This window comes from Streptomyces sp. NPDC002476, from assembly GCF_042889785.1.
Taxonomy (GTDB): domain Bacteria; phylum Actinomycetota; class Actinomycetes; order Streptomycetales; family Streptomycetaceae; genus Streptomyces.
In genome coordinates this window covers 175,258-200,027 of the sequence record NZ_JBIARH010000005.1, presented here as the reverse complement: position 1 = coordinate 200,027, position 24,770 = coordinate 175,258, and the positions used below count along the sequence as shown (strand labels likewise).

Genomic DNA, 24,770 nt, shown 5'->3' with positions numbered 1-24,770 from the left:
CCGTTCAGAAAAGACCAGGACCCGGGTGCGCCCCACCGGCCATCTGCCCATGAACGCAGGTGAACGGCCCCAGACACAGCACACCACCCCACCAAAGCAGTTGGAAAGCGTGCACTTCGAAGAGCGCGCCCGACGTACTGACCCGCGTGCGCCCGGATCGCCTGTTGCCGCCGGCCATGCGCCCTGCCCTGCGTAGACAAGGTGCCCCAGGCTAGGTGCCCGGGCCCAAGACGGACCAGTGGAAGGGGGGAAGGACCGTGTGAGTGGAAGCAGGGGAAGTGCGGTTGGCCGACGGACCGAGGCAGTTGCCGCAACAAGACGATGAAAGGCACGTCGCGTTGCTACCGCCACCAAGGTGACTGGACGAAGCGCGGCCAGGCCGAACTGAAGAAGAGGGCGAGCAAGCGCCGCAAGAAGTAGGCCGGACTCGCGGGGCCCCGTCCAAGTTGCTTCGGGACGAAGAGGCAGCTGGTGTGCTGTGAGGGCCAGTCTGCGGTTGGCAGAGAAGGTGCAGTGCGGGACCGAAACTCACGGCGCCGAGTGAGGCTGTGGATCCTCGAACGGTCGAGTCAGGTGTCTGGAGCGAGACGGCGCAGCGGGCGTGGGGCTCCTCCGTTCCGGAAGGAGTGGCGGCGGCGTTGGGCCGTCTCTGGGCCGTCCAGGGGTAGCCACCGAGCACCGAGGATGACCGACAACCACCGAGGGGCCGCGGTCGACGACTGCGGCCCCTCGCTGGTTCTGACCAAGCCCCGCTAGATCCAGGTGTCCAGCCACATCCGTTCGCGCCAGGCGTCGTCCGGGATCGGGGTGCCCGTGTAGATCGGCCAGAAGTAGATGAAGTTCCAGATGATCAGCAGCACCAGCACGCCCGCCGCGACCGCCCCCGCCATCCGGCGCCGATCGCTCGACACATCACCGCCCGGCGGGCCGGTCTCCCACGTCGGTCCGGGGCCCGCATCCGCACCGGTTTCCCGGCCCGCACCAGTTCTCTGGCCCTTACCCGTGCCCGTCCCCGTAGTGCCCGTCCCCGTAGCAACCGCACTCGTCCCCGGGCCCAGCATCGCGCCGATCATCATCGCCACCGCCAGACACAGGAACGGCACGAACACGACCGCGTAGAAGAGGAAGATCGTCCGCTCCTGGTACAGGAACCAGGGCAGCCAGCCCGCCGCCACTCCGCAGGCGATCGCGCCCGCCCGCCAGTCGCGCCGGAAGATCCACCGCCACAGCACGTACACCAGGGCGAAGCACGCCGCCCACCACAGCAGCGGCGTCCCGATGGCGAGCACCTCGCGGGAGCACTTGCCGGTCGCCGATTCCGCGCAGCCCGGCTGCTCCGCCCAGAAGTACGACACGGGCCGGCCCAGCACGATCCAGCTCCACGGGTTGGACTCGTATGTGTGGCCGGAGGTCAGGTTCACATGGAACTCATAGACCTGGTACTCGTAGTGCCACAGGCTGCGCAGCCAGTCCGGCAGCCAGGTCCAGGCGCCGCCCTTCCCGTCGGTCTGCGCCCAGTCGCGGTAGTAGCCCTTGTCGGTGACGATCCACCCCGTCCAGGAGACGACATACGTGAGGACCGCGACCGGGACCGTCGAGACGAACGCGGGCAGCAGGTCCCGCTTCAGCACCGCCGTGTACGGGCGGATCGCGCCCGCCGTCCGCCGCGCGCCGACGTCCCACAGCACCGTCATCAGACCGAACGCGGCCAGGATGTAGAGGCCGTTCCACTTGGTGGCGAAGGCCAGCCCCAGCAGCACACCGGCGGCGATCCGCCAGGGGCGCCACCCGAGCCGCAGATGCTCCGCCACGTCCACGTCGGGTCGCAGCACCCCCTCCTCGTCAACCGGCAGCGCGTCGGCGAGCCTGCGCCGCGACCGGTCCCGGTCGATCAGCAACGCCCCGAACGCGGCCACCACGAAGAACATCAGCACCAGGTCGAGCAGTGCGGTGCGGCTCATCACGAAGTGCAGACCGTCGAACGCGAGCAGCGTCCCCGCCAGGCATCCCAGGAACGTCGAACGGAACAGCCGCCGCCCGATCCGGCACAGCATCAGCACCGACAGCGTGCCGAGCACCGCCACCATGAACCGCCAGCCGAACGGCGTGAAGCCGAAGAGCTGCTCGCCCAACCCGATGATCCACTTGCCGACCGGCGGATGCACCACATAGCCCGGGTCCACCGGGACGGTCACCCCGGACGGGTCTTCCAGGATCAGCTTGTCGATGTCCTTGGGCCAGTCGCCCTCGTACCCCTGGTTGATCAGCGCCCAGGCGTCCTTGGCGTAGTACGTCTCGTCGAATATCAGCGCGTGCGGGCTGCCGAGCCTCCAGAACCGCAGCACGCCGGCGACCAGCGCGACCAGCAGCGGACCGCCCCACGCGGACCACCGCACCAGGCGCTCGGCCATGGCCGGGGAGATCCCGAGCACCGCCCACAGTCGGGCACCGGGCCGCGTGTACGGGGGGACCAGCCGCTCACGCAGCCCGATCCCGGGCCGGGGCACATGGCCGAAGCGGCGCAGCCGTCGCTGCCAGGACGGCGGTTCCTCGCCGTGCGGATGTCCGGCGTCTTTGCCCGGCCGGGCGTCGGGCGCAGTACTCGTCACCGCGCCATCGTAGGGAACTGCCGCGCGACGCAGGGGACGCGTCCGTCCGGGCGTCGTCATCCGCCCCGCGTCATCCGCCCCGGGAGTCCCCGGGAGTCCCCGGGAGTTCTCGGGGCTACGGGGCCAGGGCCCTGTAGCCACCGGAGTCCTGATGGTCCCTGCGGTCCCGGTGGTCCCTGTGGTCCTGGGAGGATGGCCCATGTGACTGGAACGACCGGAACGAATGGAGCGACTGCCATGGCGGGCACGACCGGAACGCTGGTGCTCGCGGGAACCCCCATCGGCGACGTGGCGGACGCCCCGCCGCGCCTCGCCGCGGAACTGGAGTCGGCCGACGTCGTCGCCGCCGAGGACACCCGCCGACTGCGCCGTCTCACCCAGGCGCTCGGCATCCACACCACGGGCCGGGTCGTCTCCTACTTCGAGGGCAACGAGTCGGCCCGTACCCCGGAGCTCGTCGAAGCCCTGACCGGCGGCGCCCGCGTCCTGCTGGTCACGGACGCCGGGATGCCGTCCGTCTCCGACCCCGGCTACCGGCTCGTGGCCGCCGCCGTGGAGCACGGCATCAGGGTCACCGCCGTACCCGGCCCGTCCGCGGTGCTCACCGCGCTCGCCCTGTCCGCCCTGCCCGTCGACCGCTTCTGCTTCGAGGGCTTCCTGCCGCGCAAGGCGGGCGAACGGCTCGGCAGGCTCCGCGAGGTCGCCGCCGAGCGCCGCACCATGGTCTTCTTCGAGGCCCCGCACCGGCTCGACGACACCCTCGCGGCGATGGCCGAGGTCTTCGGCGCCGACCGCCGGGCCGCCGTGTGCCGGGAACTGACCAAGACCTACGAGGAAGTGAAGCGCGGCCCGCTGGGCGATCTGGCGGCCTGGGCGGCCGAGGGGGTGCGCGGCGAGATCACCGTCGTCGTCGAGGGCGCGGCCGACACCGGACCCGAGGAACTGGACGCCGAGGAGCTGGTACGCAGGGTGCGGGTGCGCGAGGAGGCGGGGGAGCGGCGCAAGGAAGCCATCGCCGCCGTCGCAGCGGAGGCGGGACTGCCCAAACGCGAGGTCTTCGACGCCGTCGTAGCGGCAAAGAACGCGGCGCGAACCGGCCCTTCGGAAGGCAAAGGACTATCGTAAAAAGCAAAGCGCGAGCCGCGCACCGGGCTTTTCTGCCATGAGAAGGCCAAAACCGCTCCAACACTCGACAGGGCCTGATGCGCTCCCGCCAGTACGGGCGTCCACTGGACCGGGGACCCACTCCCCGGAGTGCCGGTCCGGAGGACAAAGGAGCAGGCATGAGCGAGATCGCGGCAACCACCGTGCACGAGGCGTACGCCTTCGCTTGCATGAGGTGCGGGTGCGGCTGGGAACAGTCCTATGAGATAGAGCATCACGTCGACGGTTCCGGTAAGCCCTTCATCATCTACAAGGCGGACGGAGAGCGAGTGCCCTCGCCGCTCTCCAGGCCCACCTGCCTGAACTGCGGCGGTCACGTCGTCCGGATAATGCGGGCCGGACGGGTGTCGACCGTCCAGCAACTGCTGCACCACTCACGGCCGGGCCAGGCCGAGGCGGAGGGCCCCGGCGGTCCGGAGATCCTCGTCGCCCCGGCGGGCCCCATCGGCGCCGGGGGTGCCATAGATGTGCCCACGGGTGAGCAGCACCATTGGCAGCTGTCCAACCTGCTGCGTCCGTTCCACCGGAAGTGACCGGCATCCCACCGGGCGTGACCGGCGTCCCACCGGGCGTGACCGGACACGGCCGGGCATGCGGCATCGGGTGCCGGGTGCGGATCGCCCGGGCAGGGGGAGCTGGTACGGGGAGCCGTCGTAGGACCCTCGTACGATCGACGGCATGAGCCGCTCCGAAGCCCCGCCGTTGCCCGAGCCTCTCCGGGTGCCGGTCGCCGATTCTCACACCCACCTGGACATGCAGGACGCGACCGTGGAGGAGGGCCTGGCCAGGGCCGCCGCGGTCAACGTGACCACCGTGGTCCAGGTGGGCTGCGACGTCGCCGGCTCGCGGTGGGCCGCCGAGACCGCCGCCGCGCACCCGAACGTGCACGCGGCGGTCGCCCTGCACCCCAACGAGGCACCGCGCATCGTGCACGGTGATCGAGGGGGCACCTCCCAGCCCTCAAGGTCTGGGGGAGGACGGTCGCGCCAGGGGGCGCGTGAGGCGGGCGGGACGGCAGCGCTGCACGAGGCGCTGGCCGAGATCGACGCACTGGCCGCGCTCGACCACGTACGCGGTGTCGGCGAGACCGGCCTCGACCACTTCCGTACCGGCCCCGAGGGCATGGCCGCGCAGGAGGAGTCGTTCCGGGCCCACATCGAGATCGCCAAGCGGCACGGCAAGGCGCTCGTCATCCACGACCGCGAGGCGCACGCGGACGTGCTGCGCGTCCTGGCCGACGCGGGAGCGCCCGAGCGGACCGTGTTCCACTGCTACTCCGGCGACGCCGACATGGCCCGGATCTGCGCGGACGCCGGGTATTTCATGTCCTTCGCCGGGAACGTCACCTTCAAGAACGCCCAGCCGCTGCGCGACGCGCTCGCGGTCGCCCCGACGGAGCTGGTCCTGGTCGAGACGGACGCGCCGTTCCTGACGCCCGCGCCCTACCGGGGGCGGCCCAACGCCCCGTACCTCATCCCGGTCACGCTGCGGGCCATGGCGGAGGTGAAGGGCCTGGACGAGGACACCCTGGCCGAGGCCGTCGCCGACAACACCGCCCGCGCCTTCGACTACTAACGACCTGGGGAGCGGTAGGGAGCGCGCTCCCTACCGCTCCCCAGGTCGTTAGGGCCGTCGGCCGCCACCGGTGGTGCCGCCCCGCGCGGGCGTCGGGCACGCGCGGGGACGAGTCCTCTCCCGCACGGCCGTACGCTTACCGGGTGAGCACCACAGAGCCCGATGCCCTCCTGGGCCCCGCAGACATCCGCGAGCTGGCCGCCGCGCTGGGCGTGCGCCCGACGAAGCAGCGCGGCCAGAACTTCGTCATCGACGCCAACACGGTCCGCCGGATCGTGCGCACGGCGGAGGTCCGCCCGGACGACATCGTCGTCGAGGTCGGCCCGGGGCTCGGTTCGTTGACCCTGGCGCTGCTGGAGGCGGCGGACCGGGTGGTCGCCGTCGAGATCGACGACGTGCTGGCGGCGGCCCTGCCGACCACGGTCGCGGCCCGGATGCCGGAACGCGCCGACCGCTTCGCCCTGGTGCACTCCGACGCGATGCTGGTCCGGGAGCTGCCGGGCCCGGCTCCGACCGCGCTGGTCGCGAACCTTCCGTACAACGTCGCCGTGCCGGTGCTGCTGACCATGCTGGAACGGTTCCCGTCCATCGAGCGGACCCTCGTCATGGTCCAGGCCGAGGTCGCCGACCGGCTGGCCGCCCGGCCGGGCAACAAGGTCTACGGCGTGCCGTCGGTCAAGGCCAACTGGTACGCGGACGTCAAGCGGGCCGGGGCCATCGGCCGCAACGTCTTCTGGCCCGCCCCGAACGTGGACTCCGGCCTGGTGTCGCTGGTCCGCCGCACCGACCCCGTCACGACGCGGGCGAGCCGGACCGAGGTCTTCGCGGTCGTCGACGCTGCCTTCGCCCAGCGCCGCAAGACGCTGCGGGCGGCCCTGGCCGGCTGGGCGGGCTCCGCGTCCGCCGCCGAGGCCGCCCTGGTCGCGGCCGGGATCTCGCCGCAGGCCCGGGGCGAGGCGCTGACGGTCGAGGAATTCGCCGCCATCGCCGAGAACAAGCCGGGCGGGACCGGTCCGGGAGGGAACAAGCCCCGCGAGGACTCGGGTCCGGGTGCGGACACGGACACCGACCCGCACGACAACAACACGAACACGGCTTCAGGGAGTGGCGAGTGAGCGTCACCGTCCGCGTACCCGCCAAGGTCAACGTCCAGCTCGCGGTCGGCGCCGCGCGCCCCGACGGCTTCCACGACCTGGCCAACGTCTTCCTCGCCGTCGGCCTGTACGACGAGGTCACCGTCACCCCCGCCGACGAGCTGCGGATCACCTGCTCGGGCCCGGACGCCGCGAAGGTCCCGCTGGACGCGACGAACCTCGCCGCCCGCGCCGCGATCGCCCTGGCCGAACGGCACGGCATCGAGCCCGACGTGCACATCCACATCGCCAAGGACATCCCCGTCGCGGGCGGCATGGCGGGCGGCAGCGCCGACGGTGCCGCCGCGCTGCTCGCCTGCGACACCCTCTGGAACACCGGCGCCGACCGGGACGAACTCCTCGCCATCTGCGCGGAACTGGGCAGCGATGTCCCGTTCAGCCTGGTCGGCGGCGCCGCTCTCGGCGTAGGACGCGGTGAGCGGCTGACCCCGATCGAGGTCGGCGGCACGTTCCACTGGGTGTTCGCGGTCGCCGACGGCGGGCTCTCCACCCCGGCCGTCTACGGCGAGTTCGACCGCCTCACCGCCGGTACGGACATCCCGGTCCCCGTCGCGTCCCCGGCGCTCCTGGACGCGCTCCGGACCGGGGACACCACCGCCCTCGCGGGCGCCCTGGGCAACGACCTCCAGCCCGCCGCGCTCTCGCTGCGTCCGGCCCTGGCCGACACCCTCGCCGCGGGCAGCGCGGCCGGCGCCCTGGCCGCCCTGGTCTCGGGCTCCGGGCCGACCACCGCGTTCCTGGTGGCGGACGAGGAGGCGGCACGCAAGGTGGCCGAGGCGCTGATCGCCTCGGGGACCTGCCGCAACGCCCGGACCGCGGTGTCCCCGGCGCCGGGAGCCGCTGTCGTCCGACAGGTGTGACGGTCCGACGGCCCCGTGCGCCCGGGCCTACCGGCCGTAGTGGTAGCGACAGGCGGCGATGCGGACCTCTTCGTCGACCACCTTGTAGACGAGCCGGTGCTCAACGGTGATCCGGCGGGACCAGTAGCCCTGGAAGCCATGCTTCAGGGGCTCTGGTTTACCCGATCCCTCGTTCCCGTTCCGGGCGACGTCTCGCAGCAGTGCGTTGATCCGCTTGAGAACCTTTCTGTCCTGCACCTGCCACCAGGTGTAGTCCTCCCAGGCGGACTCGTCCCAGACGAACTTCATTCGGCGAGCTCCCGCACCGTGCCCCCGCTGGTCTCCAGACGGTCGATGGCCGCCAGCAGACGACGGGCGTTCTCGGGGCTCCGGAGCAGATGAGCGGTCTCCTTGAGCGACTCGTACTCGTCGAGCGCGACGATCACCACCGGCTCATGTCCGGCGCGTGTCACTATGACCTCCTCGCGGTCGTCCACGACCGCGTCAAGGGTCTCGGCGTACTTCGCCCGCGATTCGGTGTAGGTCATCGTCCGCACGGCTGCCTCCCAGTTGATTCGCATGTACGGAATCCTGTACGTACAGGAAAATGTACGTCGCTCGGAGAGGGAAGAGCAAGGCCCCAGGGCGGGACCCTGCCGTGCCGCCGTTCTGCTCAGCCGATCCGCAGGCTCTTCTTCGCCGGCTCGTGCGCCGGGAGCGTCGCGCCTCCCGGATCCGGGGCCGCTCGTGACCGCCCCCGCGGCCGTACCGCCCCCCGTGGCCGGTCGCCGAGCGTTGCCCCGGCCGCGGGCCGACTACCCTGGGACGTCGATCGAACCCCGGGGCAGGAGTGAAATGGCCGTCAATCTGATCAACGTCGAGCAGGTCGGCAAGGTGTACGGCACCCGTGCCCTGCTCGACAACGTGTCCCTCGGCGTGTCCGAGGGGGACCGGATCGGTGTCGTGGGCCGCAACGGCGACGGCAAGACGACCCTCATCCGCATGCTCGCCAAGCTGGAGGAGGCGGACAGCGGACGCGTCACCCACAGCGGCGGCCTGCGCATGGGCGTGCTCACCCAGCACGACTCGCTCGACCCGCAGGCGACCATCCGCCACGAAGTGATCGGCGACCTCGCCGACCACGAGTGGGCGGGCAGCGCCAAGATCCGCGACGTGCTCACCGGCCTCTTCGGCGGACTCGCCCTGCCGGGCTTCGAACACGGCCTGGACACCGTCATCGCCCCGCTCTCCGGCGGCGAGCGGCGCCGCATCGCGCTGGCCAAGCTGCTCATCGCCGAACAGGACCTGATCGTCCTCGACGAGCCGACCAACCACCTCGACGTCGAGGGCATCTCCTGGCTGGCCGGTCATCTCCAGGCACGCCGCTCGGCGCTCGTCTGCGTCACCCACGACCGCTGGTTCCTCGACCAGGTCTGCACCCGCATGTGGGACGTCCAGCGCGGCACCGTCCACGAGTACGAGGGCGGCTACAGCGACTACGTCTTCGCACGCGCCGAACGGGAACGGATCGCCGCGACCGAGGAGACCAAGCGCCAGAACCTCATGCGCAAGGAGCTGGCCTGGCTGCGCCGCGGCGCCCCCGCCCGCACCTCCAAGCCGCGCTACCGCATCGAGGCGGCCAACGAGCTCATCGCCGACGTCCCGCCGCCGCGCGACACCAGCGAACTGATGAGGTTCGCCGGTGCCCGGCTCGGCAAGACCGTCTTCGACCTGGAGGACGTGACCGTACGCGCGGGCACCAAGACCCTGCTCGAACACCTCACCTGGCAGCTCGGCCCCGGCGACCGGATCGGCCTGGTCGGCGTCAACGGCGCGGGCAAGACCTCGCTGCTGCGGGCGCTCGCCGAGGCGGCCCGCACCGAGGGCGAGACCCAGCCCGCCGCCGGGCGGGTCGCCGTCGGCAAGACCGTCCGGCTGGCCTACCTCTCCCAGGAGGTCCACGAACTCGACCCGAACCTGCGGGTGCTGGAAGCCGTTCAGCAGGTACGCGACCGGGTCGACCTGGGCAAGGGCCGGGAGATGACGGCCGGCCAGCTCTGCGAGAAGTTCGGCTTCTCGAAGGAGAAGCAGTGGACCCCGGTCGGCGACCTCTCGGGCGGTGAGCGGCGACGGCTCCAGATCCTGCGCCTGCTGATGGACGAGCCGAACGTCCTCTTCCTCGACGAGCCCACCAACGACCTCGACATCGAGACCCTGACTCAGCTGGAGGACCTCCTCGACGGCTGGCCCGGATCGATGATCGTCATCTCGCACGACCGGTTCTTCGTCGAGCGGACCACGGACCGGGTGATGGCCCTGCTCGGCGACCGCACGATGCGGATGCTGCCGCGCGGGATCGACGAATACCTGGAACGCCGACGGCGGATGGAGGAGGCCGCGACCCCCTCCGCCGCGCCCGCCGCGCCCGCCTCTGCCGGGCAGCAGGCCGCGCCGACCACGACGCTCTCCGCGCAGGCCGCCCGTGCGGCCAAGAAGGAGCTGCAGAAGGTGGAGCGGCAGCTCGACAAGGTGGCGACGCGTGAGACCGCCCTGCACGCGCAGATCGCGGAGCACGCCACGGACTTCGAGAAGGTGGCGAAGCTGGACGCGGAGCTGCGTGAACTGGTCGCGGAGCGCGACGAGTTGGAAATGCGCTGGCTGGAACTGGCCGAGAACGCCTGACCTTTCGGGCCCGGCCGCAGCGCGCGTGACGACGTACGGCATCATGGTGGGTTTCGGGAATTGACGGGCACACACCCACTAGTGCCGTGACCGGCAAGGTTTGCCCCGTAAGGAGCGTCGTCCGGTGCGTGCGATCGCAAGGCGGCCGGAAGCCCTCGTAGCGGGGCTACGTGGGCTTTTGGCCAACGCCGCGAGCGTGCGTGCTGGGCGGCGCGACGGGGCAAACGTTGCCGGGAGCGGCACTAGGTGCGGGGGCGGGGAACCGCCCGGTCCGCGGCCGGGGGCGTAACGAGGGCATCACGGGGCGGTTCTCCCTTGGGAACGGGGGGTGGACCGACCCGGTGGGCCGGGTGTTGCGGGTGGTACAAAGAAGCCCCGCTCGACTGTCGTAACACCGCGGGAACCATGCCCGATTCGCTCCTTTTCGTGGAGTTCAGGGAGTCTTGTCGGACTCTTTGTGCTCCTCGGAATCGCGGGGGAGACCGGAACGGGCACCGGACCGCACGAAGGGGGACGTGCTGATGAGCCAGCCGCCCGACCAGCAACCGCCGCAGGGAGGCTTCGGCGCACCGCAGGAGCCGCCACCGGGGAGCCCTCTGCCGCCGCAGGGGCCGCCGCGGACTCCACCGTCCCCGCAGACCTCGCCGGCTCCGCAGACCCCGCCGCCCGCGCAGCCCGGATACGGCTACCCGCAGGCCCCCGGTCAGGCGCCCGGCACCCCCGGTCACGGCTACCCCCAGCAGCCGGGCCCGTACAACCAGCCGACGCAGCCCGGCCCGTACAACCAGCAGCCGGGGCCCTACGGTCAGCAGCCCGGCCCGTACGGTCAGCAGCCGGGCCCGTACAACCAGCCGACGCAGCCCGGCCCGTACAACCAGCCGACGCAGCCGGGCCCGTACGGCCGGCCCGCGCAGCCCGGCCCCGGCTACCCGCAGCAGCAGTTCCCCGGCGCGCCGCTCCCCGGCGGCCAGGGCGGGGGCGGCGCGTCCAAGCGGAAGCCCGCGCTGATCGCCGGCGCCGCGGCCGCCGCGCTCCTGCTGATCGGCGGTGGCGTCTACGTCGCCACGAGCGGGGACGGCGACGACAAGAAGCCCGTCGCGGAGAAGAGCGACGACGGCGGCCCGAGCGCGTCGCCGTCCGTCGACCAGGGTGACGGCAGCGGTGACGGACGCGTCGTCGACGAGGACCTCAACGTCGGGCGCAAGCCGGGCGAGGCGAAGGTCCTCTGGCTGCTGAAGAACGACATCGACCTGCCGCGCAACGGCTCGGACGTCCACGGCCCCTGGGTCGTCGGCGACACCGTCGTCAAGGGCATGTACCGCGGCATATCCGGCTACTCCGTGACCGACGGCAAGCCGAAGTGGAAGGTGGACCTGCCCGCCGACCTGTGTGCGGCGCCCGCGCAGACCACCACCGACGGCAAGATTGTCATCGGGGTCAAGAACGGGACCACCAGCAGGGCGGACTGCTCGGACCTCCAGATGATCGACCTGAAGACCGGCAAGGCCGGCTGGAAGAAGTCGATCAAGAAGAACGGCATCTGGGACCTGATGTCGGACATCTCGCTCGCCATCAGCGGGGACACGGTCACCGTCGGTCGTACCGGCAACTCCAACGCCTACCGGGTCAGCGACGGTACGGAACTGTTCGGCAAGCAGCCGGGCAACTGCCAGCCGTTCGCCTTCGCCGGAGGCCCGAAGCTGATCGCCGCCTCCAACTGCCGCACCGGCGACGTCGACAACCCGCAGCACCAGATCCAGGAGATCGACCCGGTCAGCGGGAAGCCCAGGTGGACGTACCAGCCCAAGCGCGGGTGGGAGGTCGACCGGGTCTTCTCGGTGAGCCCGCTGGTCGTCTCCCTGAAGAAGGACAAGGAGTGGAGCATCCTCGCCCTCAGGGAGGACGGGACGCTCCGCACCGGCCTCACCAGTGACAAGGGCGACAAGTTCGCGCCGGGCTGCGGCAGCGCGTTCGGCATCTTCGGCAAGTCCCTGGACGGCTGCACCGGTGTCGCCGCCGACGCCAACACCTTCTACATGGCGACCGCGCCGGACTCCGGCCTCGGCCGTACGAACAAGGTCGTGGCGTTCGACCTGAACACCGGCAGGACCAAGTGGAAGGCCGCGGCCCCGGCCGAGCGCATGATCAAGCCGCTGCGCATGGAGGGCGGTGACGTGCTGCTCTACGTGGAGGCCGGTTACAGCAAGGGCGGCGGCATCGCCACCCTCGCCCCGACCGGCGGCACGCCGAAGATGCTGCTGAGCCACCCCGCGTCGACGTCCAGGATCGAGAGCAGCTTCTTCGACTCGAAGGTCGTCTACGCGGACGGCCGGTGCTTCATCGCGAGCGGCCGGGTCAGCGCGAGCAACGACAAGGAAGAGCTGGAGACGAAGACCATGATGGCCTTCGGCAACTGACGGTCCGCGAGGGCTTTCGGGGCGGACCTCCGACGCTCCGGAAGCCCTCGCCGATCACGACCGGCCGACGCGGCGACCGGAGCGTCCGTCCCCGTCGGCCCTGACCCCAACGACTCCCTTCCCCCCCGAGGTACGTACGCCATGACGCAGCCGCCCCAGCCGCCCAACGAACCGCCCCAGGGCGCAGCCGGCGCCCCGCAGGATCCGCCGCAGGGTGGTTTCGGCGCCCCGCAGGATCCGCCGCAGGGTGGTTTCGGTGCCCCCCAGGATCTGCCGCAGGGTGGTTTCGGCGCCCCGACGCCGCCGCCTGCCGACGCCGTTCCGCCCGCGGGCGGGCCGCAGGGCGGTGGGTTCGGCGCGCCGCAGGATCCCCCGCAGGGCGGTTTCGGTGCCCCGCAGAGCCCGCAGCAGCAGCCGGGTCCCGGTTACGGCTACCCGGCCGGCCTGCCGACCCAGCCGGGATACGGCTACCCGCAGGGCGGCGCGCCGCAGCCCGGTTACGGCTACCCGCAGGGGCTGCCGCCCGGCCAGCCTCCGCAGCAGGGCTACGGTTTCCCGCCCGGCCGGCCCCCGCAGCAGGGCTACGGCTACCCGGCCACTCCCATGCAGCACCCGCCGCAGCAGAACGGCGACGGGGGCGGGCGCAAGAAGTTCAGCACCCAGATGCAGATCATCGTCGCCGCGTCGGTCGCCGTCGTGCTGATCGTCGTCGCCGGTATCTGGTACGGCTCCAGCGGTGGTGACGACGACAAGAAGGGCCAGGCGTCCCGGTCCAGCGGCGGCACCGGCGGCAAGGAGGACGGCACGGGCGGCACCCTCGGAGGCGGCGGCAAGGAGAAGGCGCCGGCGGATCCCAAGGCCGAGGTCGCCTTCCAGGCGCCGATGCCCAAGGTCACCGACGTCACCAAGCTCGACGGCTCCTGGCTGACCGACAAGGCGTACGTGAAGACCGGTCTGAACGAGATCGTCGGCTACGACCGGGTCAAGGGCACCAAGCTGTGGTCCATCCCGCTGGCGGGCCAGCTCTGCGCCGCCTCCCGGCACATGTCCGCGGACTACAAGACGGCCGTCGTCTTCGAGGAGGGCAGACCGACCAAGGCCAAGAAGTACCCGCCGTGCAACCAGATAGGCGGGCTCGACCTGAAGACCGGCAAGCTCATGTGGAGCAAGTCGGTGACCGCCGAGACCAGCGGTGACGCTGCGGTCAGGTTCGAGGAGGTCACGGTCAGCGGCACCACGGCCGCCGCGGGCGGCCTGGAGGGCGGCGCCGCCTTCGACCTGAACACCGGCGCCGAGCGCTGGAAGCCGAAGGCGAGCGCCGACGGCTGCTTCGACCGCGGGTACGGCGGCGGCGAGGCGCTCGCGGTGGTCCGCAGCTGCGGCAAGTACGACGACCCGCAGCTCGTCGTCCAGGCGCTGAACCCGACCACCGGCGCCCCGATCTCCTCGTTCAAGATGCCGCCCGGCGTCGACTACGCGAGCATCGTCTCCACCAAGCCGCTGGTCGTCGCGGCCGATGTCGGCGACACCGCCGGGGACGGCAGCGGCATCTCGGACTTCTTCTCGATCGACGCCTCCACCGGCAAGCTGCTCACCAGGATCGCGGCCGACGGCGACAAGTACGCCGCGCGCTGCGGCTCCACCGAGGTCGAGTCCTGCGGCAGGGTGGCCGTCGGCAACAACCGCATCTATCTGCCGACCGAGGACCACGAGGGCACCGGCGAGTACGGCGACACCAACGAGATCGTCTCGTTCGACCTCACCACCGGCAAGCCGACCGGCGACCGGGCCGACGCGGGCGACCGGTACACGATGTTCCCGCTCCGCATGGACGGCGGCAACATCATCGCGTACAAGCTGCCCCCGTACGACAAGGGCGGCCAGATCGTCTCCATCGACGGCGGAACGTTCAAGCAGACGCTGCTGATGGAGAACCCGAGCGACAAGGCCATCCGTGACGTGGAGAGCAGCTTCACGCCGGACTACTCCGAGATGCTCTACGAGGACGGGCACCTGTACCTGTCCGGCACTCTCGTGAGCAAGCCGCACGGCTCCCTGGACACGGACCGGCGCCTGTTCGTCGGTTTCAGCCGGAAGTAGCCGCCGGGCGCGGGTCGCGGGGGTGGTGTCCGTCCGTCGGACACCACCCCCGTACGCGTTCCGGGGCCCGCGCCACCGAATGTCATCGCCACTGCCGCCGCCCGGCCTCGGCGGTGGGCGATTGTAGCAGCGCCCATTGTGCATGACGAGGCGTCAACTTGCCTTTGGGTGAACGGGATCGGTCATCCGCGTCCTTTGGCCGATAAGGCGTCCGCGGTGCCGGACGAGCGTGTACCTTGCCGGGTCATGGTGGGCCGGGGGGTCTGGCGCCAGTGCTACGGGGGTGTGCTCGATGGGCGTGCGGCTCATGGTGATCGACGATCAAAGACTGCTCGCCGAGGCGCTCGCCTCGGCGTTGAAACTGAGGGGCCACCGGGTGCTCGCGGCGGTCGCGCCGGCCGCGGGGGCGGCGGAACTGGTGATCGGCCGGGTGCCCGAGGTCTGCCTGTTCGGCACCGTGGCACCCGCCGAACCCGGGGTCTTCGACCCGGTCGTACGCATCCGGCGGGAACGCCCGCAGGTGGCCGTGGTGGTGCTCGGCCCGGTGCCCAGCCCGCGCGGGATCGCGGCGGCGTTCGCGGCGGGCGCCGCGGGATACGTCCGTCACGACGAGCGCATGGAGGGCGTCGAGCGCGCGATGACCAAAGCGCGCGCCGGGGAGGCCGCGGTGGCGCCGCAATTGCTGCAGAGCGCCTTCGCCGAGCTGCTCGACCCGGCCGTCGCGACGGACGACGAGGGGCAGCGGCTGCTGCGGATGCTCACCCCGCGAGAGGTCGAGGTGCTGGTACGGGTCGCCGAGGGCGAGGACACCCGGCTGATCGCGGAGGGGATGCGCATCGCGTCCAGCACCGCGCGCACGCATGTGCAGCGGGTGCTGATGAAGCTGGGCGTCGGCTCCCGGCTGGAGGCCGCGGCGCTCGCGGCCCGCACGGGGCTGCTGGACCGGGCCGCTACGGTCCCGAGGCAGGGACGGCCGGAAACCGACTGACGCTCCCGGGCCCGCTCCCGGGCCCGCTCCCGGGCCCGCTCCCGGGCCCGCACCCGGGCTCGTGCCAGGTCCAGCCCCCGCGGTCGTTCCCGGTCCGGGCCCGCGGCCGTTCCTGGGCTCGGCCCACAGCCGTTCCCGGACTCGGGCCCGCTGTCGGCCTCTTCCCGTCCTCGGGACCGTCCCCGGCCCCGAACCCCGCCTCGAACCCGGGCCTGATCCCGGGCCTGATCCCGGGCCTGATCCCGGGCCTCGTCCCCGGCCCCGCTGCCGGTCCTCTCCTCCCCGTTCTCGTTCCCGTCCCGAGGGCCGAGCCCCGCGCCGCGCCTCCGATGCCGCCGTTGACGCCGATGTTGACTTGTGATTCATTATGTTTGATTGTGTTTGGAGGAGTCTGGTGAAGAAGACGGTTACGACGCTCGCCGACGGCCGGGAGCTGCTCTACTACGACAGCCGCGACGACGTCGTGCGCGACGCCGTCGATCAGCGGCCCCTCGGCGCCGTGTCGACCTCGTCCGAGATCCGCCGGGACCCGCTCCTCGGCGACGGCGTCGCCATCGCCTCGCACCGGCAGGGCCGCATCTACCACCCGCCGGCCGACGAGTGCCCGCTCTGCCCCTCGCGGGACGGCCGACGCAGCGAGATCCCCGAGGCGGACTACGAGGTCGCCGTCTTCGAGAACCGCTTCCCCTCGCTCGCCGGTGACTCCGGCCGCTGCGAGGTCGTCTGCTTCACCTCCGACCACGACGCGTCGTTCGCCGACCTCACCGAGGAGCAGGCCGCCCTGGTCCTGGCGGCCTGGACCGATCGCACCGCCGAGCTCGCCCGGCTTCCCCAGGTCCGGCAGGTGTTCTGCTTCGAGAACCGGGGCGCCGAGATCGGTGTCACGCTCGGCCATCCGCACGGGCAGATCTACGGGTATCCGTTCGTCACCCCCCGCACCGAGCTGATGCTCCGCTCGGCGGCCACCCACCGCGCCGCGACCGGCCGCAACCTCTTCGACGACGTGGTGGACCGCGAGGAGGCCGACGGCTCGCGGGTCGTCATCCCCGGCGAGCACTGGATCGCCTTCGTGCCGTACGCGGCCCACTGGCCGTACGAGGTGCACCTCTACCCCCGTCGCCGTGTCCCCGACCTGCGGGAGCTGGACGACGCCGCGCGTGCCGAGTTCCCGCGGATCTATCTGGAACTCCTGCGACGGTTCGACCGGATCTTCGGCCCCGGCGAGCCGCCGACCCCGTACATCTCGGCCTGGCACCAGGCCCCGTTCGAGGCACCCGGCAGGGAGGACTTCGGGCTGCATCTGGAGCTTTTCACCATCCGACGTACCTCCGGCAAGCTGAAGTTCCTCGCGGGTTCCGAATCCGGCATGAACGTGTTCATCAACGATGTGCCGCCGGAGGCCGCGGCCCAGCGACTGCGAGAGGTAGCGAGCGAGTGAGCAAGCCCCAGAAGAAGTACCTGGTCACGGGCGGTGCGGGATATGTCGGCAGCGTGGTCGCCCAGCATCTGCTGGAGGCCGGTCACGCGGTCACCGTTCTCGACGACCTGTCCACCGGGTTCCGGGAGGGCGTCCCGGAGGGGGCCGAGTTCATCGAGGGCCGGATCCAGGACGCCGCGAAGTGGCTGGATCCCTCCTACGACGGGGTGTTGCACTTCGCCGCCTTCTCGCAGGTCGGCGAGTCCGTCACCAACCCGGAGAAGTACTGGGTGAACAACGTCGGCGGTTCCGTCGCGCTGCTTGCCGCGATGCGGGACGCCGGGGTGCGGGCCCTGGTCTTCTCCTCCACGGCCGCGACCTACGGCGAACCGGCCACCACCCCCGTCACCGAGTCCGACGCCACCGCCCCCGCCAACCCCTACGGCGCCACCAAGCTCGCCGTCGACCACATGATCAGCGGCGAGGCGGCCGCGCACGGACTGGCGGCGGTCTCCCTGCGCTACTTCAACGTGGCGGGGGCGTACGGCGGTTGCGGCGAGCGGCACAGCCCCGAGACGCACCTCATCCCGCTCGTCCTCCAAGTCGCCCTCGGGCAGCGGGAGTCCATCGCCGTGTACGGCGACGACTATCCGACCCCCGACGGCACCTGCGTCCGCGACTACATCCACGTCGCCGACCTCGCCGAGGCCCACCTGCTGGCCCTGGACGCGGCCACCCCGGGCGAGCACCTGATCTGCAACCTCGGCAACGGCAACGGCTTCTCCGTGCGCGAGGTCATCGAGACCGTCCGCGAGGTCACCGGCCACCCCGTGCCCGAGACCGCGGGTCCGCGCCGGGCCGGCGACCCCGCCGTGCTGGTCGCCTCCGCCACCACTGCCAGGGAACGGCTCGGCTGGACGCCGTCGCGTGCCGACCTGGCCGGGATCGTCGCCGACGCCTGGACGTTCGCCCGCCGAGAGGAACCCACCGCACCATGACCGCGCAGTACCCCCTGACCGCGCCCGACGAGCCGGCCGCCACCACAGGCACCGCCCCCGCGCCCGCGCCCGCGGAGAACGCCGACCCGGCCGCGGCCTTCACCGAGCTGTACGGGCGCGCCCCCGAGGGGATCTGGGCGGCGCCCGGCCGGGTCAACCTGATCGGCGAGTACACCGACTTCAACGACGGCTTCGTCATGCCGCTCGCCCTGCCGCACACCGCGCGCGCCGCGGTCGCCCGCCGCACCGACGGCGAACTGCGGCTCCATTCGGCCGACGTGCCGGACGGGGTCGTGAGCCTCCGGGTCGACGAACTGGCCCCGCACCAGGGGCACGGCTGGGCCGCGTACCCGGCCGGAGTCGTCTGGGCACTGCGCGAGGCCGGCCACCCGGTCACCGGGGCGGACATCCACCTCACCTCCACCGTGCCCACCGGCGCCGGTCTCTCCTCCTCCGCCGCCCTGGAGGTCGTCACCGCGTTCGCCCTGAACGACCTCTTCGGGCTCGGGCTCTCCGCACCCGAGCTGGCGGTCCTCGGGCAGCGTGCCGAGAACGACTTCGTCGGCGTGCCGTGCGGGATCATGGACCAGATGGCCTCCGCCTGCTGCACCGACGGTCACGCCCTGTACCTCGACACCCGCGACCTCACCCAGCGCCAGGTCCCCTTCGACCTGGCCGCGTACGGGCTGCGGCTGCTGGTCGTGGACACCCGGGTCAAGCACGCGCTGGGCGACGGCGCGTACGCCGAGCGGCGGGCCGCCTGCGAGGCGGGGGCCGCCGCGCTCGGCCTGCGCACCCTGCGCGAGCTGCCGTACGAGGAGCTCGGGGCGGCCCTGGAGACCCTGGCCGGGGCGGGCATGGACGAGTCGGTGGTGCGCTGCGTACGCCATGTGGTGAGCGACAACCACCGTGTGGAGCAGGTCATCGCGCTGCTCGACGCGGGCGACGTGCGCGCGACGGGCCCGGTCCTCGACGCGGGGCATGCCTCGCTCCGCGACGATCTGCGGGTCTCCTGCCCGGAGCTGGACCTGGTGGTGTCGGCGGCGGGCGCGGCCGGGGCCCATGGCGCGCGGATGACCGGCGGCGGCTTCGGCGGCTCGGCGATCGTCCTGGTGGACGAGGCGTCGGCGGACACGGTCGCCGAGTCCGTGACGGCGGCGTTCGCCGCGGCGGGACACACGGAGCCGGGAATCTTCCCGGCGGTGCCCTCCGCGGGCGCCCGCCGCCTTGCCTGAGAGCCTGTCGGGTGGCCGCCCGGTCCGGAGGCCACCCGACAGGCTCTGAGCCCACCCCCCCGTCCGCGTACGGGCCACGAACCGCCCACGGAGGAACCGGCACCGCCCACGGACCGACCGGCATCGGCCACCGACCGACCGGTGCCGGTCAGTTCTGGGAATCGCCCTCGGTGCCGGCCGCCCCGCCGTACTCTGATGCACAGCACCGGTGGGGGCCGGTGCCGATTCAGGGGTACGAGACAGTCGGGTACGGCGCCCGGGGCGGGTGGCAGTCGACAACACGGCGGCGGCCGTGGGACTGCGGTCCAACTCCCCGGTCCGGGCAGCCGTACCCGCGTCGTTGCGTTCCTTCGGCGGGCCGGGGGTGGCCCGGCAACAGCGGCAGCATGGGGGTGCCTGTGGCCCGTATCCGGGTTCTCGTGGTGGACGACCACCGTATTTTCGCCGAATCGCTGGCGGCCGCGCTGGCGGCCGAGCCCGACGTGGAGGTGTCGGCGGCGGGCAGCGGCCCGGCGGCACTGCGCTGCCTGGAACGGGCGGCCGCCGAGGGGCGCGGCTACGACGTGATGCTGATCGACGCCGAACTGGGCGCCCTGGCAGCGGTGGGCGGGCGCCGCGCACCCGCGCCCGTACCGGCGCCGCGCGGCGGGGAGACCGCGCCGGTGGACGGGATCTCGCTGGTCGCGGGCGTCCACTCCGCCCGGCCGTCGGTGCGCACGGTGGTGCTCGCCGAGAAGGACGACCCGCACCGGGCCGCCCTGGCGCTCCAGGCCGGGGCCTCCGGCTGGGTCGCCAAGGACTGCTCGCTGCAGCGGCTGCTCACGGTCTTACGAGGGGTGCTGCGCGACGAGACGCACCTGCCCCCGGCCCTGCTCACCGGCGTCCTGCGGGAACTGACCGCGGCCCGCAGACACCGCACCGAGAGCGAGCGGCTCGTCGAGTCGCTCACCCCCCGCGAGCGCGAGGTGCTGCGCTGCATGGTGGCGGGACTGGGCCGCAAGGCGGTCGCGGAGCGACTCTTCCTCTCGCCGCACACGGTGCGCACCCACATGCAGAACGTCCTGGGGAAGCTGGGCGTGCACTCCACCCTCGCCGCGGTCGCGCTGGCCCGACGGGCGGGCATCGGCCCGGTCGACCTGGAACCGGCCGACCCCGCCCGCACCGGGAACGCCCTGTCCGGGAACGTCCTATCCGGGAACGTTGTCGAACGGGGCGGTCAACTGGCGTAGCAGCCCAGCCAGTTCGGCGCGCTCGCGAGTGGAGAGCCTGGCGAGGATGGCGCGTTCCTGGGCGAGCAGCCCGGCCAGCGACTGATCCGCCTTGTCGCGCCCGTCGGCGGTGAGCCGGACCAGCACGCCCCGGCGGTCGTTCGGGTCCGGCAGCCGTTCCACGAGGTTCTTCTTGGCCAGCCGGTCGATGCGGTTGGTCATCGTGCCCGAGGTGACCAGGGTCTGCGTCAGCAACTGGCCGGGGGAGAGCTGATAGGGGGCGCCCGCGCGGCGCAGCGACGTCAGCACGTCGAACTCCCACGGCTCCAGACCGTGCTCGGAGAAAGCGATGCGGCGGGCCCGGTCGAGATGGCGGGCCAGTCGGGAGACGCGGCTCAGTACCTCAAGCGGTTCCACGTCGAGGTCGGGGCGCTCGCGGCGCCATGCAGCGACCAGTCGGTCGACCTCGTCCTCCATGCCGATCAGTGTAGAGGATCTGTCGACATGAAGTCTCTTGAACTCAAGTGTCTTGGGATCAAGTATCTTGACATCGAGTTAAATCTCGCGTGATGCTGGCCCCATGACCGCACCCGTCTGGGATCCGCAGCAGTACCTGCGCCACGCCGATCACCGCACCCGCCCCTTCCACGACCTCCTGGCCCGCGTTCCCGACCCGCCGGCCGCCCCCGCACCCCGCGTCGCCGACCTCGGCTGCGGCGCCGGGAACGTCACCGTCCTCCTTGCCGACCGCTGGCCCCGGGCCCGCATCACCGGCTACGACAACTCCCCGCAGATGCTGGAACGGGCCCGGACCCACGCCGGACCCCTCCTGGACTTCACCGAGGCCGACGCCGCGACCTGGACCCCCGCCGAGCCGTACGACCTGATCGTCTCCAACGCACTGCTCCAGTGGGTCCCCGGCCACGCCGCCCGCTTCCCCGTCTGGCTGGACGCCCTCACCCCCGGCGGCACGCTCGCCCTCCAGGTCCCCGGCAACTTCGACCAGCCCACCCACGTCCTGATGCGGGAACTCGCCGGCTCCCCGCGCTGGCGCGACCGCCTCGGCGGCGTACTGCGCCACACCGACGCGGTGCTCACCCCCGCCGCCTACCTCGACGCCCTGACCGTCCCCGGCGTCACGGCCGACGTCTGGGAGACCACCTACCTGCACCTGCTGCCCGGCGAGGACCCGGTGCTCGACTGGGTGAAAGGCACCGGCCTGCGCCCCGTCCTCACCGCCCTCGCCGACGACCCCGAGGCCCGCGAGGAGTTCCTCACCGCCTACCGCGACCTGCTGCGCACCGCCTATCCGGCGGGCCCGCACGGCACGGTCCTCCGGTTCCGCCGCGTCTTCGCCGTGGCCCACAAAGAGCCCCGGGACAGGACCCGGACCGACCGCCGCCCCGCAACCCCCGAGGAGAAGAGATGATCGCCGCCCTCGACCATGTCCAGCTGGCCGCCCCCGCAGGATCCGAGGACACACTGCGCGCGTACTACGCGGACGCCCTCGGCATGACCGAGATCCCCAAGCCCCCGGCCCTCGCCGCCCGCGGCGGCTGCTGGTTCCAGGCGGGCCCGGTCCAGCTCCACATCGGCGTCGAAGGCGAACAGGACTTCCGCCCGGCGAGGAAGGCCCACCCCGGCCTCCGCGTCACGGACATCGAGGCGTACGCGGCCCGGCTGAAGGCGTCCGGCGCGGAGGTGAGCTGGGACGACGAGCTGCCCGGCCACCGGCGCTTCTTCAGCCACGACCCGGTGGGCAACCGGCTGGAGTTCCTGGAGCCGACGGCACCCGCCGGGCGATGAACGGGAGGCGGCGGGAGCGTCACAGCTCCCGCAACGCCTCCAGCGTGATGTCGATGTCGATGGGGAACGGCACACCCGTCTTCAGCCGGTCGTGGTGGATCCCCGTCAGCGCGTACGCCTTGGACACCGGATCCAGCTCGTAGACCCGCACCACCGGGTGGTGGTCGGTGCCCGCCATGTCGACCAGCCAGAAGTTCGGAATACCGGCCGCCGCGTACTTCTGCGGCTTGGCGTCACGGTCGCGCGCCTCGGAGTCGGGCGAGACCACCTCGACGGCGAGCAGGACGTCGGCGGCCTGGAAACGGGTCTGCTCAAGGCCCGTGAGAGCGTCCTTGCGGACGACGGAGACATCCGGCTCGGGGGCGTTACGGGCGTCGAGGACCACCGTCATCTCGCGACGGACCTTCATCGTGGGCGGTGCGTCGGTCCGCAGTCCGTGCATCAGCAGGTCGATCATCGTGCTGTGGAAATCCCGCTGCGGACTCACGAAAACCAGGCTCCCGTCGACCAACTCGGTGTGCGGCGGGAGATCGGGCAAGGTGAACAGGTCGTCCACCGTGTATCCGTCCTGGGGCGGCACCGGCCAGCGGCTGCTGTGCCCGGTGAACGACTCGGCGGTCATGGTTCCTCCCATGGACGGGATTCTTGGCCCTGCGAACCACGGTACGGGCCGGTTCGCCGTTGCGTCAGCACAACGGGTGAGACCGGTGCGCCGCGGCTGACGGACGGGCGCCTCGCGCCGGGCGACCACACCCGATGACCACGCCCGGCAACCGGACTCGGCGGCCACGCCCTGCGGCAGGCCCCGGCGGCCGTGCCCGGGGTCAGCTCTTGCGGTGCCCTACCAGCCGAGGCTTCGACTCCAGGTTCTCCAGCCCGTGCCAGGCCAGGTTCACCAGATGGGCCGCGACCTCCGCCTTCTTCGGCCTGCGGGCGTTGACCCACCACTGTCCGGTCAGCGCCACCATGCCGACCAGCGCCTGCGCGTACAGCGGGGCCAGCTTCGGATCGAAGCCGCGGGCCTTGAACTCCAGGCCCAGGATGTCCTCCACCTGAGTGGCGATGTCACTGATCAGGGACGCGAACGTGCCCGTCGACTGGGCGACGGGGGAGTCACGGACCAGGATGCGGAAACCGTCCGTGTACGTCTCGATGTAGTCGAGCAGCGCGAACGCCGCCTGCTCCAGCAGCTCACGCGGGTGCCCCGCCGTCAGCGCGCCCGTCACCATGTCGAGGAGGCGGCGCATCTCGCGGTCGACCACCACCGCGTACAGCCCCTCCTTGCCGCCGAAGTGCTCGTACACCACCGGCTTCGAGACACCCGCACGAGCCGCGATCTCCTCCACGGAAGTGCCCTCGAAACCCTTGTCGGCGAACAGGGTGCGACCGATGTCCAACAGTTGCTCGCGGCGTTCCTTGCCGGTCATCCTGACCCGGCGGGCCCGCCGGGTCGAGGCAGGACGGATGTTCTCGCTGCTGGTGCTGGAGTCGGTCGCCACACCGTCAATCATGCCGCGTCGCCGCACGCGGGGGCGCGGCGGGACTCGATACGCCGGGACGCGATCCGGGACGCGTCCGGCCAGCGCACGTCCGACGCCCACCCCAGCTTCTCGAACCAGCGGATCAGCCGGGCACTCGAATCGATCTGCCCCCGCTCCACACCGTGCCGCGCGCACGTCGGATCCGCGTGGTGCAGGTTGTGCCACGACTCGCCGCACGACAGCACCGCCAGCCACCACACGTTCCCCGACCGGTCACGGGACCTGAACGGGCGCTTGCCGACCGCGTGACAGATGGAGTTGATCGACCACGTGACATGGTGCAGCAGGGCCACCCGCACGAGCGACCCCCAGAAGAAGGCGGTCGCCGCGCCCCACCACGACATCGTCACCAGGCCCCCCACCAGCGGCGGAACCGCCAGCGAAACGCCCGTGAGCGTCACGAAGTGGCGGGAGATCCCGCGGAGCGCCGGATCCTTGAGCAGATCGGGGGCGTACCGCTGCTGCGGTGTCTGCTCCTCGTCGAACATCCAGCCGATGTGCGCCCACCACAGCCCCTTCAGCAGGGCCGGCAGCGTCTCGCCGTACCGCCACGGCGAATGCGGATCGCCCTCCGCGTCCGAGAAACGGTGATGCCTGCGGTGATCCGCCACCCACCTCACCAGCGGCCCCTCCACCGCCAGCGAACCCGCCACCGCCAGCGCGATGCGCAACGGACGCCTCGCCTTGAACGAACCATGCGTGAAATAACGGTGGAAACCGATCGTGATGCCGTGGCAGCCGATGAAATACATCACCACCAGCAGACCCAGATCCAGCCAGCTCACCCCCCGGCCCCAGGCCAGTGGCACCGCCGCCACCAGCGCCAGGAACGGCACCACGATGAACAGCAGAAGCGTGATCTGCTCGATCGACCGTTTGCTGTCCCCGCCCAGCGTGGCGGACGGAAGGGCTTGATCATCGGCCGACGACGGCTCGGCGTCGTCGATCACAGCGGGGCTGGTGTTCATGGGGAGTCCCCCGGGGATGAGGAGTGCGACGGACAGTCCTGGCTACGGTTCCGTAACCTACGGTTACGT

22 protein-coding genes are annotated in these 24,770 nt (G+C 71.7%); 15 read left to right on the top strand and 7 right to left on the bottom strand.

Going from position 1 to position 24,770, the window contains the following annotated elements:
- Nucleotides 1-752: 752 nt before the first annotated feature.
- On the bottom strand, nucleotides 753-2,609 hold the full coding sequence (locus ACFYXM_RS08180) for a dolichyl-phosphate-mannose--protein mannosyltransferase (protein WP_389287982.1): 1,857 nt from the start codon (nucleotides 2,607-2,609) through the stop codon (nucleotides 753-755).
- A gap of 237 nt (nucleotides 2,610-2,846) precedes the next feature.
- On the opposite strand from ACFYXM_RS08180, the gene rsmI reads away from it, so the two are divergent.
- From rsmI to ACFYXM_RS08155, 5 genes are all read left to right on the top strand, one after another.
- On the top strand, nucleotides 2,847-3,734 hold the full coding sequence (rsmI, locus tag ACFYXM_RS08175) for a 16S rRNA (cytidine(1402)-2'-O)-methyltransferase (RefSeq protein WP_389287980.1): 888 nt from the start codon (nucleotides 2,847-2,849) through the stop codon (nucleotides 3,732-3,734).
- A 158-nt stretch (nucleotides 3,735-3,892) separates the two neighbouring features.
- Nucleotides 3,893-4,306: a hypothetical protein gene (locus tag ACFYXM_RS08170; protein ID WP_389287978.1), complete on the top strand. Its 414-nt coding sequence runs from the start codon at nucleotides 3,893-3,895 to the stop codon at nucleotides 4,304-4,306.
- Nucleotides 4,307-4,451: 145 nt separating this feature from the next.
- On the top strand, nucleotides 4,452-5,348 hold the full coding sequence (locus ACFYXM_RS08165) for a TatD family hydrolase (protein WP_389287976.1): 897 nt from the start codon (nucleotides 4,452-4,454) through the stop codon (nucleotides 5,346-5,348).
- A gap of 143 nt (nucleotides 5,349-5,491) precedes the next feature.
- Nucleotides 5,492-6,463 (top strand): 16S rRNA (adenine(1518)-N(6)/adenine(1519)-N(6))-dimethyltransferase RsmA, encoded by a 972-nt coding sequence (rsmA, locus tag ACFYXM_RS08160; RefSeq protein ID WP_389287974.1) that lies wholly within the window; start codon nucleotides 5,492-5,494, stop codon nucleotides 6,461-6,463.
- The gene (locus tag ACFYXM_RS08155; RefSeq protein WP_389287972.1) at nucleotides 6,460-7,362 is read left to right on the top strand and encodes a 4-(cytidine 5'-diphospho)-2-C-methyl-D-erythritol kinase; all 903 of its coding nucleotides are present in this window, start codon (nucleotides 6,460-6,462) and stop codon (nucleotides 7,360-7,362) included. The genes rsmA and ACFYXM_RS08155 overlap by 4 nt, the downstream gene beginning before the upstream one ends.
- 27 nt (nucleotides 7,363-7,389) lie before the next feature.
- On the opposite strand, the gene ACFYXM_RS08150 is transcribed toward ACFYXM_RS08155, so the two are convergent.
- Complete coding sequence (locus tag ACFYXM_RS08150; protein WP_389287970.1) at nucleotides 7,390-7,650, bottom strand: Txe/YoeB family addiction module toxin; 261 nt, start codon at nucleotides 7,648-7,650, stop codon at nucleotides 7,390-7,392.
- Nucleotides 7,647-7,898 carry a type II toxin-antitoxin system Phd/YefM family antitoxin gene (locus tag ACFYXM_RS08145; RefSeq protein WP_389288293.1) on the bottom strand — a complete coding sequence of 84 codons (252 nt, stop codon included), beginning with the start codon at nucleotides 7,896-7,898 and terminating at the stop codon, nucleotides 7,647-7,649. Before ACFYXM_RS08145 ends, ACFYXM_RS08150 begins: the two co-directional genes overlap by 4 nt.
- Nucleotides 7,899-8,196: 298 nt before the next feature.
- Between ACFYXM_RS08145 and ACFYXM_RS08140 the strand changes: the two genes are divergently transcribed.
- The 8 genes from ACFYXM_RS08140 (at nucleotide 8,197) to ACFYXM_RS08105 (ending at nucleotide 20,407) form a co-directional block, all read left to right on the top strand.
- On the top strand, nucleotides 8,197-10,023 hold the full coding sequence (locus tag ACFYXM_RS08140; RefSeq protein ID WP_389287968.1) for an ABC-F family ATP-binding cassette domain-containing protein: 1,827 nt from the start codon (nucleotides 8,197-8,199) through the stop codon (nucleotides 10,021-10,023).
- Nucleotides 10,024-10,544: 521 nt separating this feature from the next.
- Nucleotides 10,545-12,440 carry a PQQ-binding-like beta-propeller repeat protein gene (locus tag ACFYXM_RS08135; RefSeq protein ID WP_389287966.1) on the top strand — a complete coding sequence of 632 codons (1,896 nt, stop codon included), beginning with the start codon at nucleotides 10,545-10,547 and terminating at the stop codon, nucleotides 12,438-12,440.
- A gap of 141 nt (nucleotides 12,441-12,581) precedes the next feature.
- Nucleotides 12,582-14,540: a PQQ-binding-like beta-propeller repeat protein gene (locus tag ACFYXM_RS08130; protein ID WP_389287964.1), complete on the top strand. Its 1,959-nt coding sequence runs from the start codon at nucleotides 12,582-12,584 to the stop codon at nucleotides 14,538-14,540.
- 292 nt (nucleotides 14,541-14,832) lie between these two features.
- The gene (locus tag ACFYXM_RS08125) at nucleotides 14,833-15,528 is read left to right on the top strand and encodes a LuxR C-terminal-related transcriptional regulator (protein WP_389287962.1); all 696 of its coding nucleotides are present in this window, start codon (nucleotides 14,833-14,835) and stop codon (nucleotides 15,526-15,528) included.
- 394 nt (nucleotides 15,529-15,922) lie between these two features.
- Nucleotides 15,923-16,966, top strand: coding sequence for a galactose-1-phosphate uridylyltransferase (gene galT, locus ACFYXM_RS08120; RefSeq protein WP_389287960.1), 1,044 nt, complete (start codon nucleotides 15,923-15,925; stop codon nucleotides 16,964-16,966).
- Nucleotides 16,963-17,943 carry a UDP-glucose 4-epimerase GalE gene (galE, locus tag ACFYXM_RS08115; RefSeq protein ID WP_389287958.1) on the top strand — a complete coding sequence of 327 codons (981 nt, stop codon included), beginning with the start codon at nucleotides 16,963-16,965 and terminating at the stop codon, nucleotides 17,941-17,943. The genes galT and galE overlap by 4 nt, the downstream gene beginning before the upstream one ends.
- On the top strand, nucleotides 17,940-19,178 hold the full coding sequence (galK, locus tag ACFYXM_RS08110; protein ID WP_389287956.1) for a galactokinase: 1,239 nt from the start codon (nucleotides 17,940-17,942) through the stop codon (nucleotides 19,176-19,178). The genes galE and galK overlap by 4 nt, the downstream gene beginning before the upstream one ends.
- 386 nt (nucleotides 19,179-19,564) lie before the next feature.
- Nucleotides 19,565-20,407 (top strand): LuxR C-terminal-related transcriptional regulator, encoded by an 843-nt coding sequence (locus ACFYXM_RS08105; protein ID WP_389287954.1) that lies wholly within the window; start codon nucleotides 19,565-19,567, stop codon nucleotides 20,405-20,407.
- On the opposite strand, the gene ACFYXM_RS08100 is transcribed toward ACFYXM_RS08105, so the two are convergent.
- Entirely contained in the window at nucleotides 20,366-20,863 is a 498-nt protein-coding gene (locus tag ACFYXM_RS08100) for a MarR family winged helix-turn-helix transcriptional regulator (protein WP_389287952.1), read from the bottom strand. The two genes, ACFYXM_RS08105 and ACFYXM_RS08100, sit on opposite strands and share 42 nt — an antisense overlap.
- A gap of 103 nt (nucleotides 20,864-20,966) precedes the next feature.
- Between ACFYXM_RS08100 and ACFYXM_RS08095 the strand changes: the two genes are divergently transcribed.
- A complete protein-coding gene (locus ACFYXM_RS08095; protein ID WP_389287950.1) occupies nucleotides 20,967-21,815 on the top strand; it encodes a trans-aconitate 2-methyltransferase in 849 nt (282 codons plus the stop codon).
- The gene (locus tag ACFYXM_RS08090) at nucleotides 21,812-22,192 is read left to right on the top strand and encodes a VOC family protein (protein WP_389287948.1); all 381 of its coding nucleotides are present in this window, start codon (nucleotides 21,812-21,814) and stop codon (nucleotides 22,190-22,192) included. The genes ACFYXM_RS08095 and ACFYXM_RS08090 overlap by 4 nt, the downstream gene beginning before the upstream one ends.
- Nucleotides 22,193-22,211: 19 nt before the next feature.
- Here ACFYXM_RS08090 and ACFYXM_RS08085 read toward each other — a convergent pair whose 3' ends face one another.
- The 3 genes from ACFYXM_RS08085 to ACFYXM_RS08075 form a co-directional block, all read right to left on the bottom strand.
- Nucleotides 22,212-22,814 carry a Uma2 family endonuclease gene (locus ACFYXM_RS08085; RefSeq protein ID WP_389288291.1) on the bottom strand — a complete coding sequence of 201 codons (603 nt, stop codon included), beginning with the start codon at nucleotides 22,812-22,814 and terminating at the stop codon, nucleotides 22,212-22,214.
- A 202-nt stretch (nucleotides 22,815-23,016) separates the two neighbouring features.
- The gene (locus ACFYXM_RS08080) at nucleotides 23,017-23,703 is read right to left on the bottom strand and encodes a TetR family transcriptional regulator (protein WP_389287946.1); all 687 of its coding nucleotides are present in this window, start codon (nucleotides 23,701-23,703) and stop codon (nucleotides 23,017-23,019) included.
- Nucleotides 23,700-24,701 (bottom strand): acyl-CoA desaturase, encoded by a 1,002-nt coding sequence (locus tag ACFYXM_RS08075; RefSeq protein WP_389287944.1) that lies wholly within the window; start codon nucleotides 24,699-24,701, stop codon nucleotides 23,700-23,702. Before ACFYXM_RS08075 ends, ACFYXM_RS08080 begins: the two co-directional genes overlap by 4 nt.
- Nucleotides 24,702-24,770: the final 69 nt, after the last annotated feature.

Bases quoted from the DNA above. Each gene is read 5' to 3' on its own strand.
- rsmI (WP_389287980.1), top strand. From the start codon at position 2,847: ATGGCGGGCACGACCGGAACGCTGGTGCTCGCGGGAACCCCCATCGGC.
- ACFYXM_RS08170 (WP_389287978.1), top strand. From the start codon at position 3,893: ATGAGCGAGATCGCGGCAACCACCGTGCACGAGGCGTACGCCTTCGCT.
- ACFYXM_RS08165 (WP_389287976.1), top strand. From the start codon at position 4,452: ATGAGCCGCTCCGAAGCCCCGCCGTTGCCCGAGCCTCTCCGGGTGCCG.
- ACFYXM_RS08150 (WP_389287970.1), bottom strand. From the start codon at position 7,650: ATGAAGTTCGTCTGGGACGAGTCCGCCTGGGAGGACTACACCTGGTGG.
- ACFYXM_RS08140 (WP_389287968.1), top strand. From the start codon at position 8,197: ATGGCCGTCAATCTGATCAACGTCGAGCAGGTCGGCAAGGTGTACGGC.
- ACFYXM_RS08135 (WP_389287966.1), top strand. From the start codon at position 10,545: ATGAGCCAGCCGCCCGACCAGCAACCGCCGCAGGGAGGCTTCGGCGCA.
- ACFYXM_RS08130 (WP_389287964.1), top strand. From the start codon at position 12,582: ATGACGCAGCCGCCCCAGCCGCCCAACGAACCGCCCCAGGGCGCAGCC.
- ACFYXM_RS08125 (WP_389287962.1), top strand. From the start codon at position 14,833: ATGGGCGTGCGGCTCATGGTGATCGACGATCAAAGACTGCTCGCCGAG.
- galK (WP_389287956.1), top strand. From the start codon at position 17,940: ATGACCGCGCAGTACCCCCTGACCGCGCCCGACGAGCCGGCCGCCACC.
- ACFYXM_RS08105 (WP_389287954.1), top strand. From the start codon at position 19,565: ATGGGGGTGCCTGTGGCCCGTATCCGGGTTCTCGTGGTGGACGACCAC.
- ACFYXM_RS08100 (WP_389287952.1), bottom strand. From the start codon at position 20,863: ATGGAGGACGAGGTCGACCGACTGGTCGCTGCATGGCGCCGCGAGCGC.
- ACFYXM_RS08095 (WP_389287950.1), top strand. From the start codon at position 20,967: ATGACCGCACCCGTCTGGGATCCGCAGCAGTACCTGCGCCACGCCGAT.
- ACFYXM_RS08090 (WP_389287948.1), top strand. From the start codon at position 21,812: ATGATCGCCGCCCTCGACCATGTCCAGCTGGCCGCCCCCGCAGGATCC.
- ACFYXM_RS08085 (WP_389288291.1), bottom strand. From the start codon at position 22,814: ATGACCGCCGAGTCGTTCACCGGGCACAGCAGCCGCTGGCCGGTGCCG.
- ACFYXM_RS08080 (WP_389287946.1), bottom strand. From the start codon at position 23,703: ATGATTGACGGTGTGGCGACCGACTCCAGCACCAGCAGCGAGAACATC.
- ACFYXM_RS08075 (WP_389287944.1), bottom strand. From the start codon at position 24,701: ATGAACACCAGCCCCGCTGTGATCGACGACGCCGAGCCGTCGTCGGCC.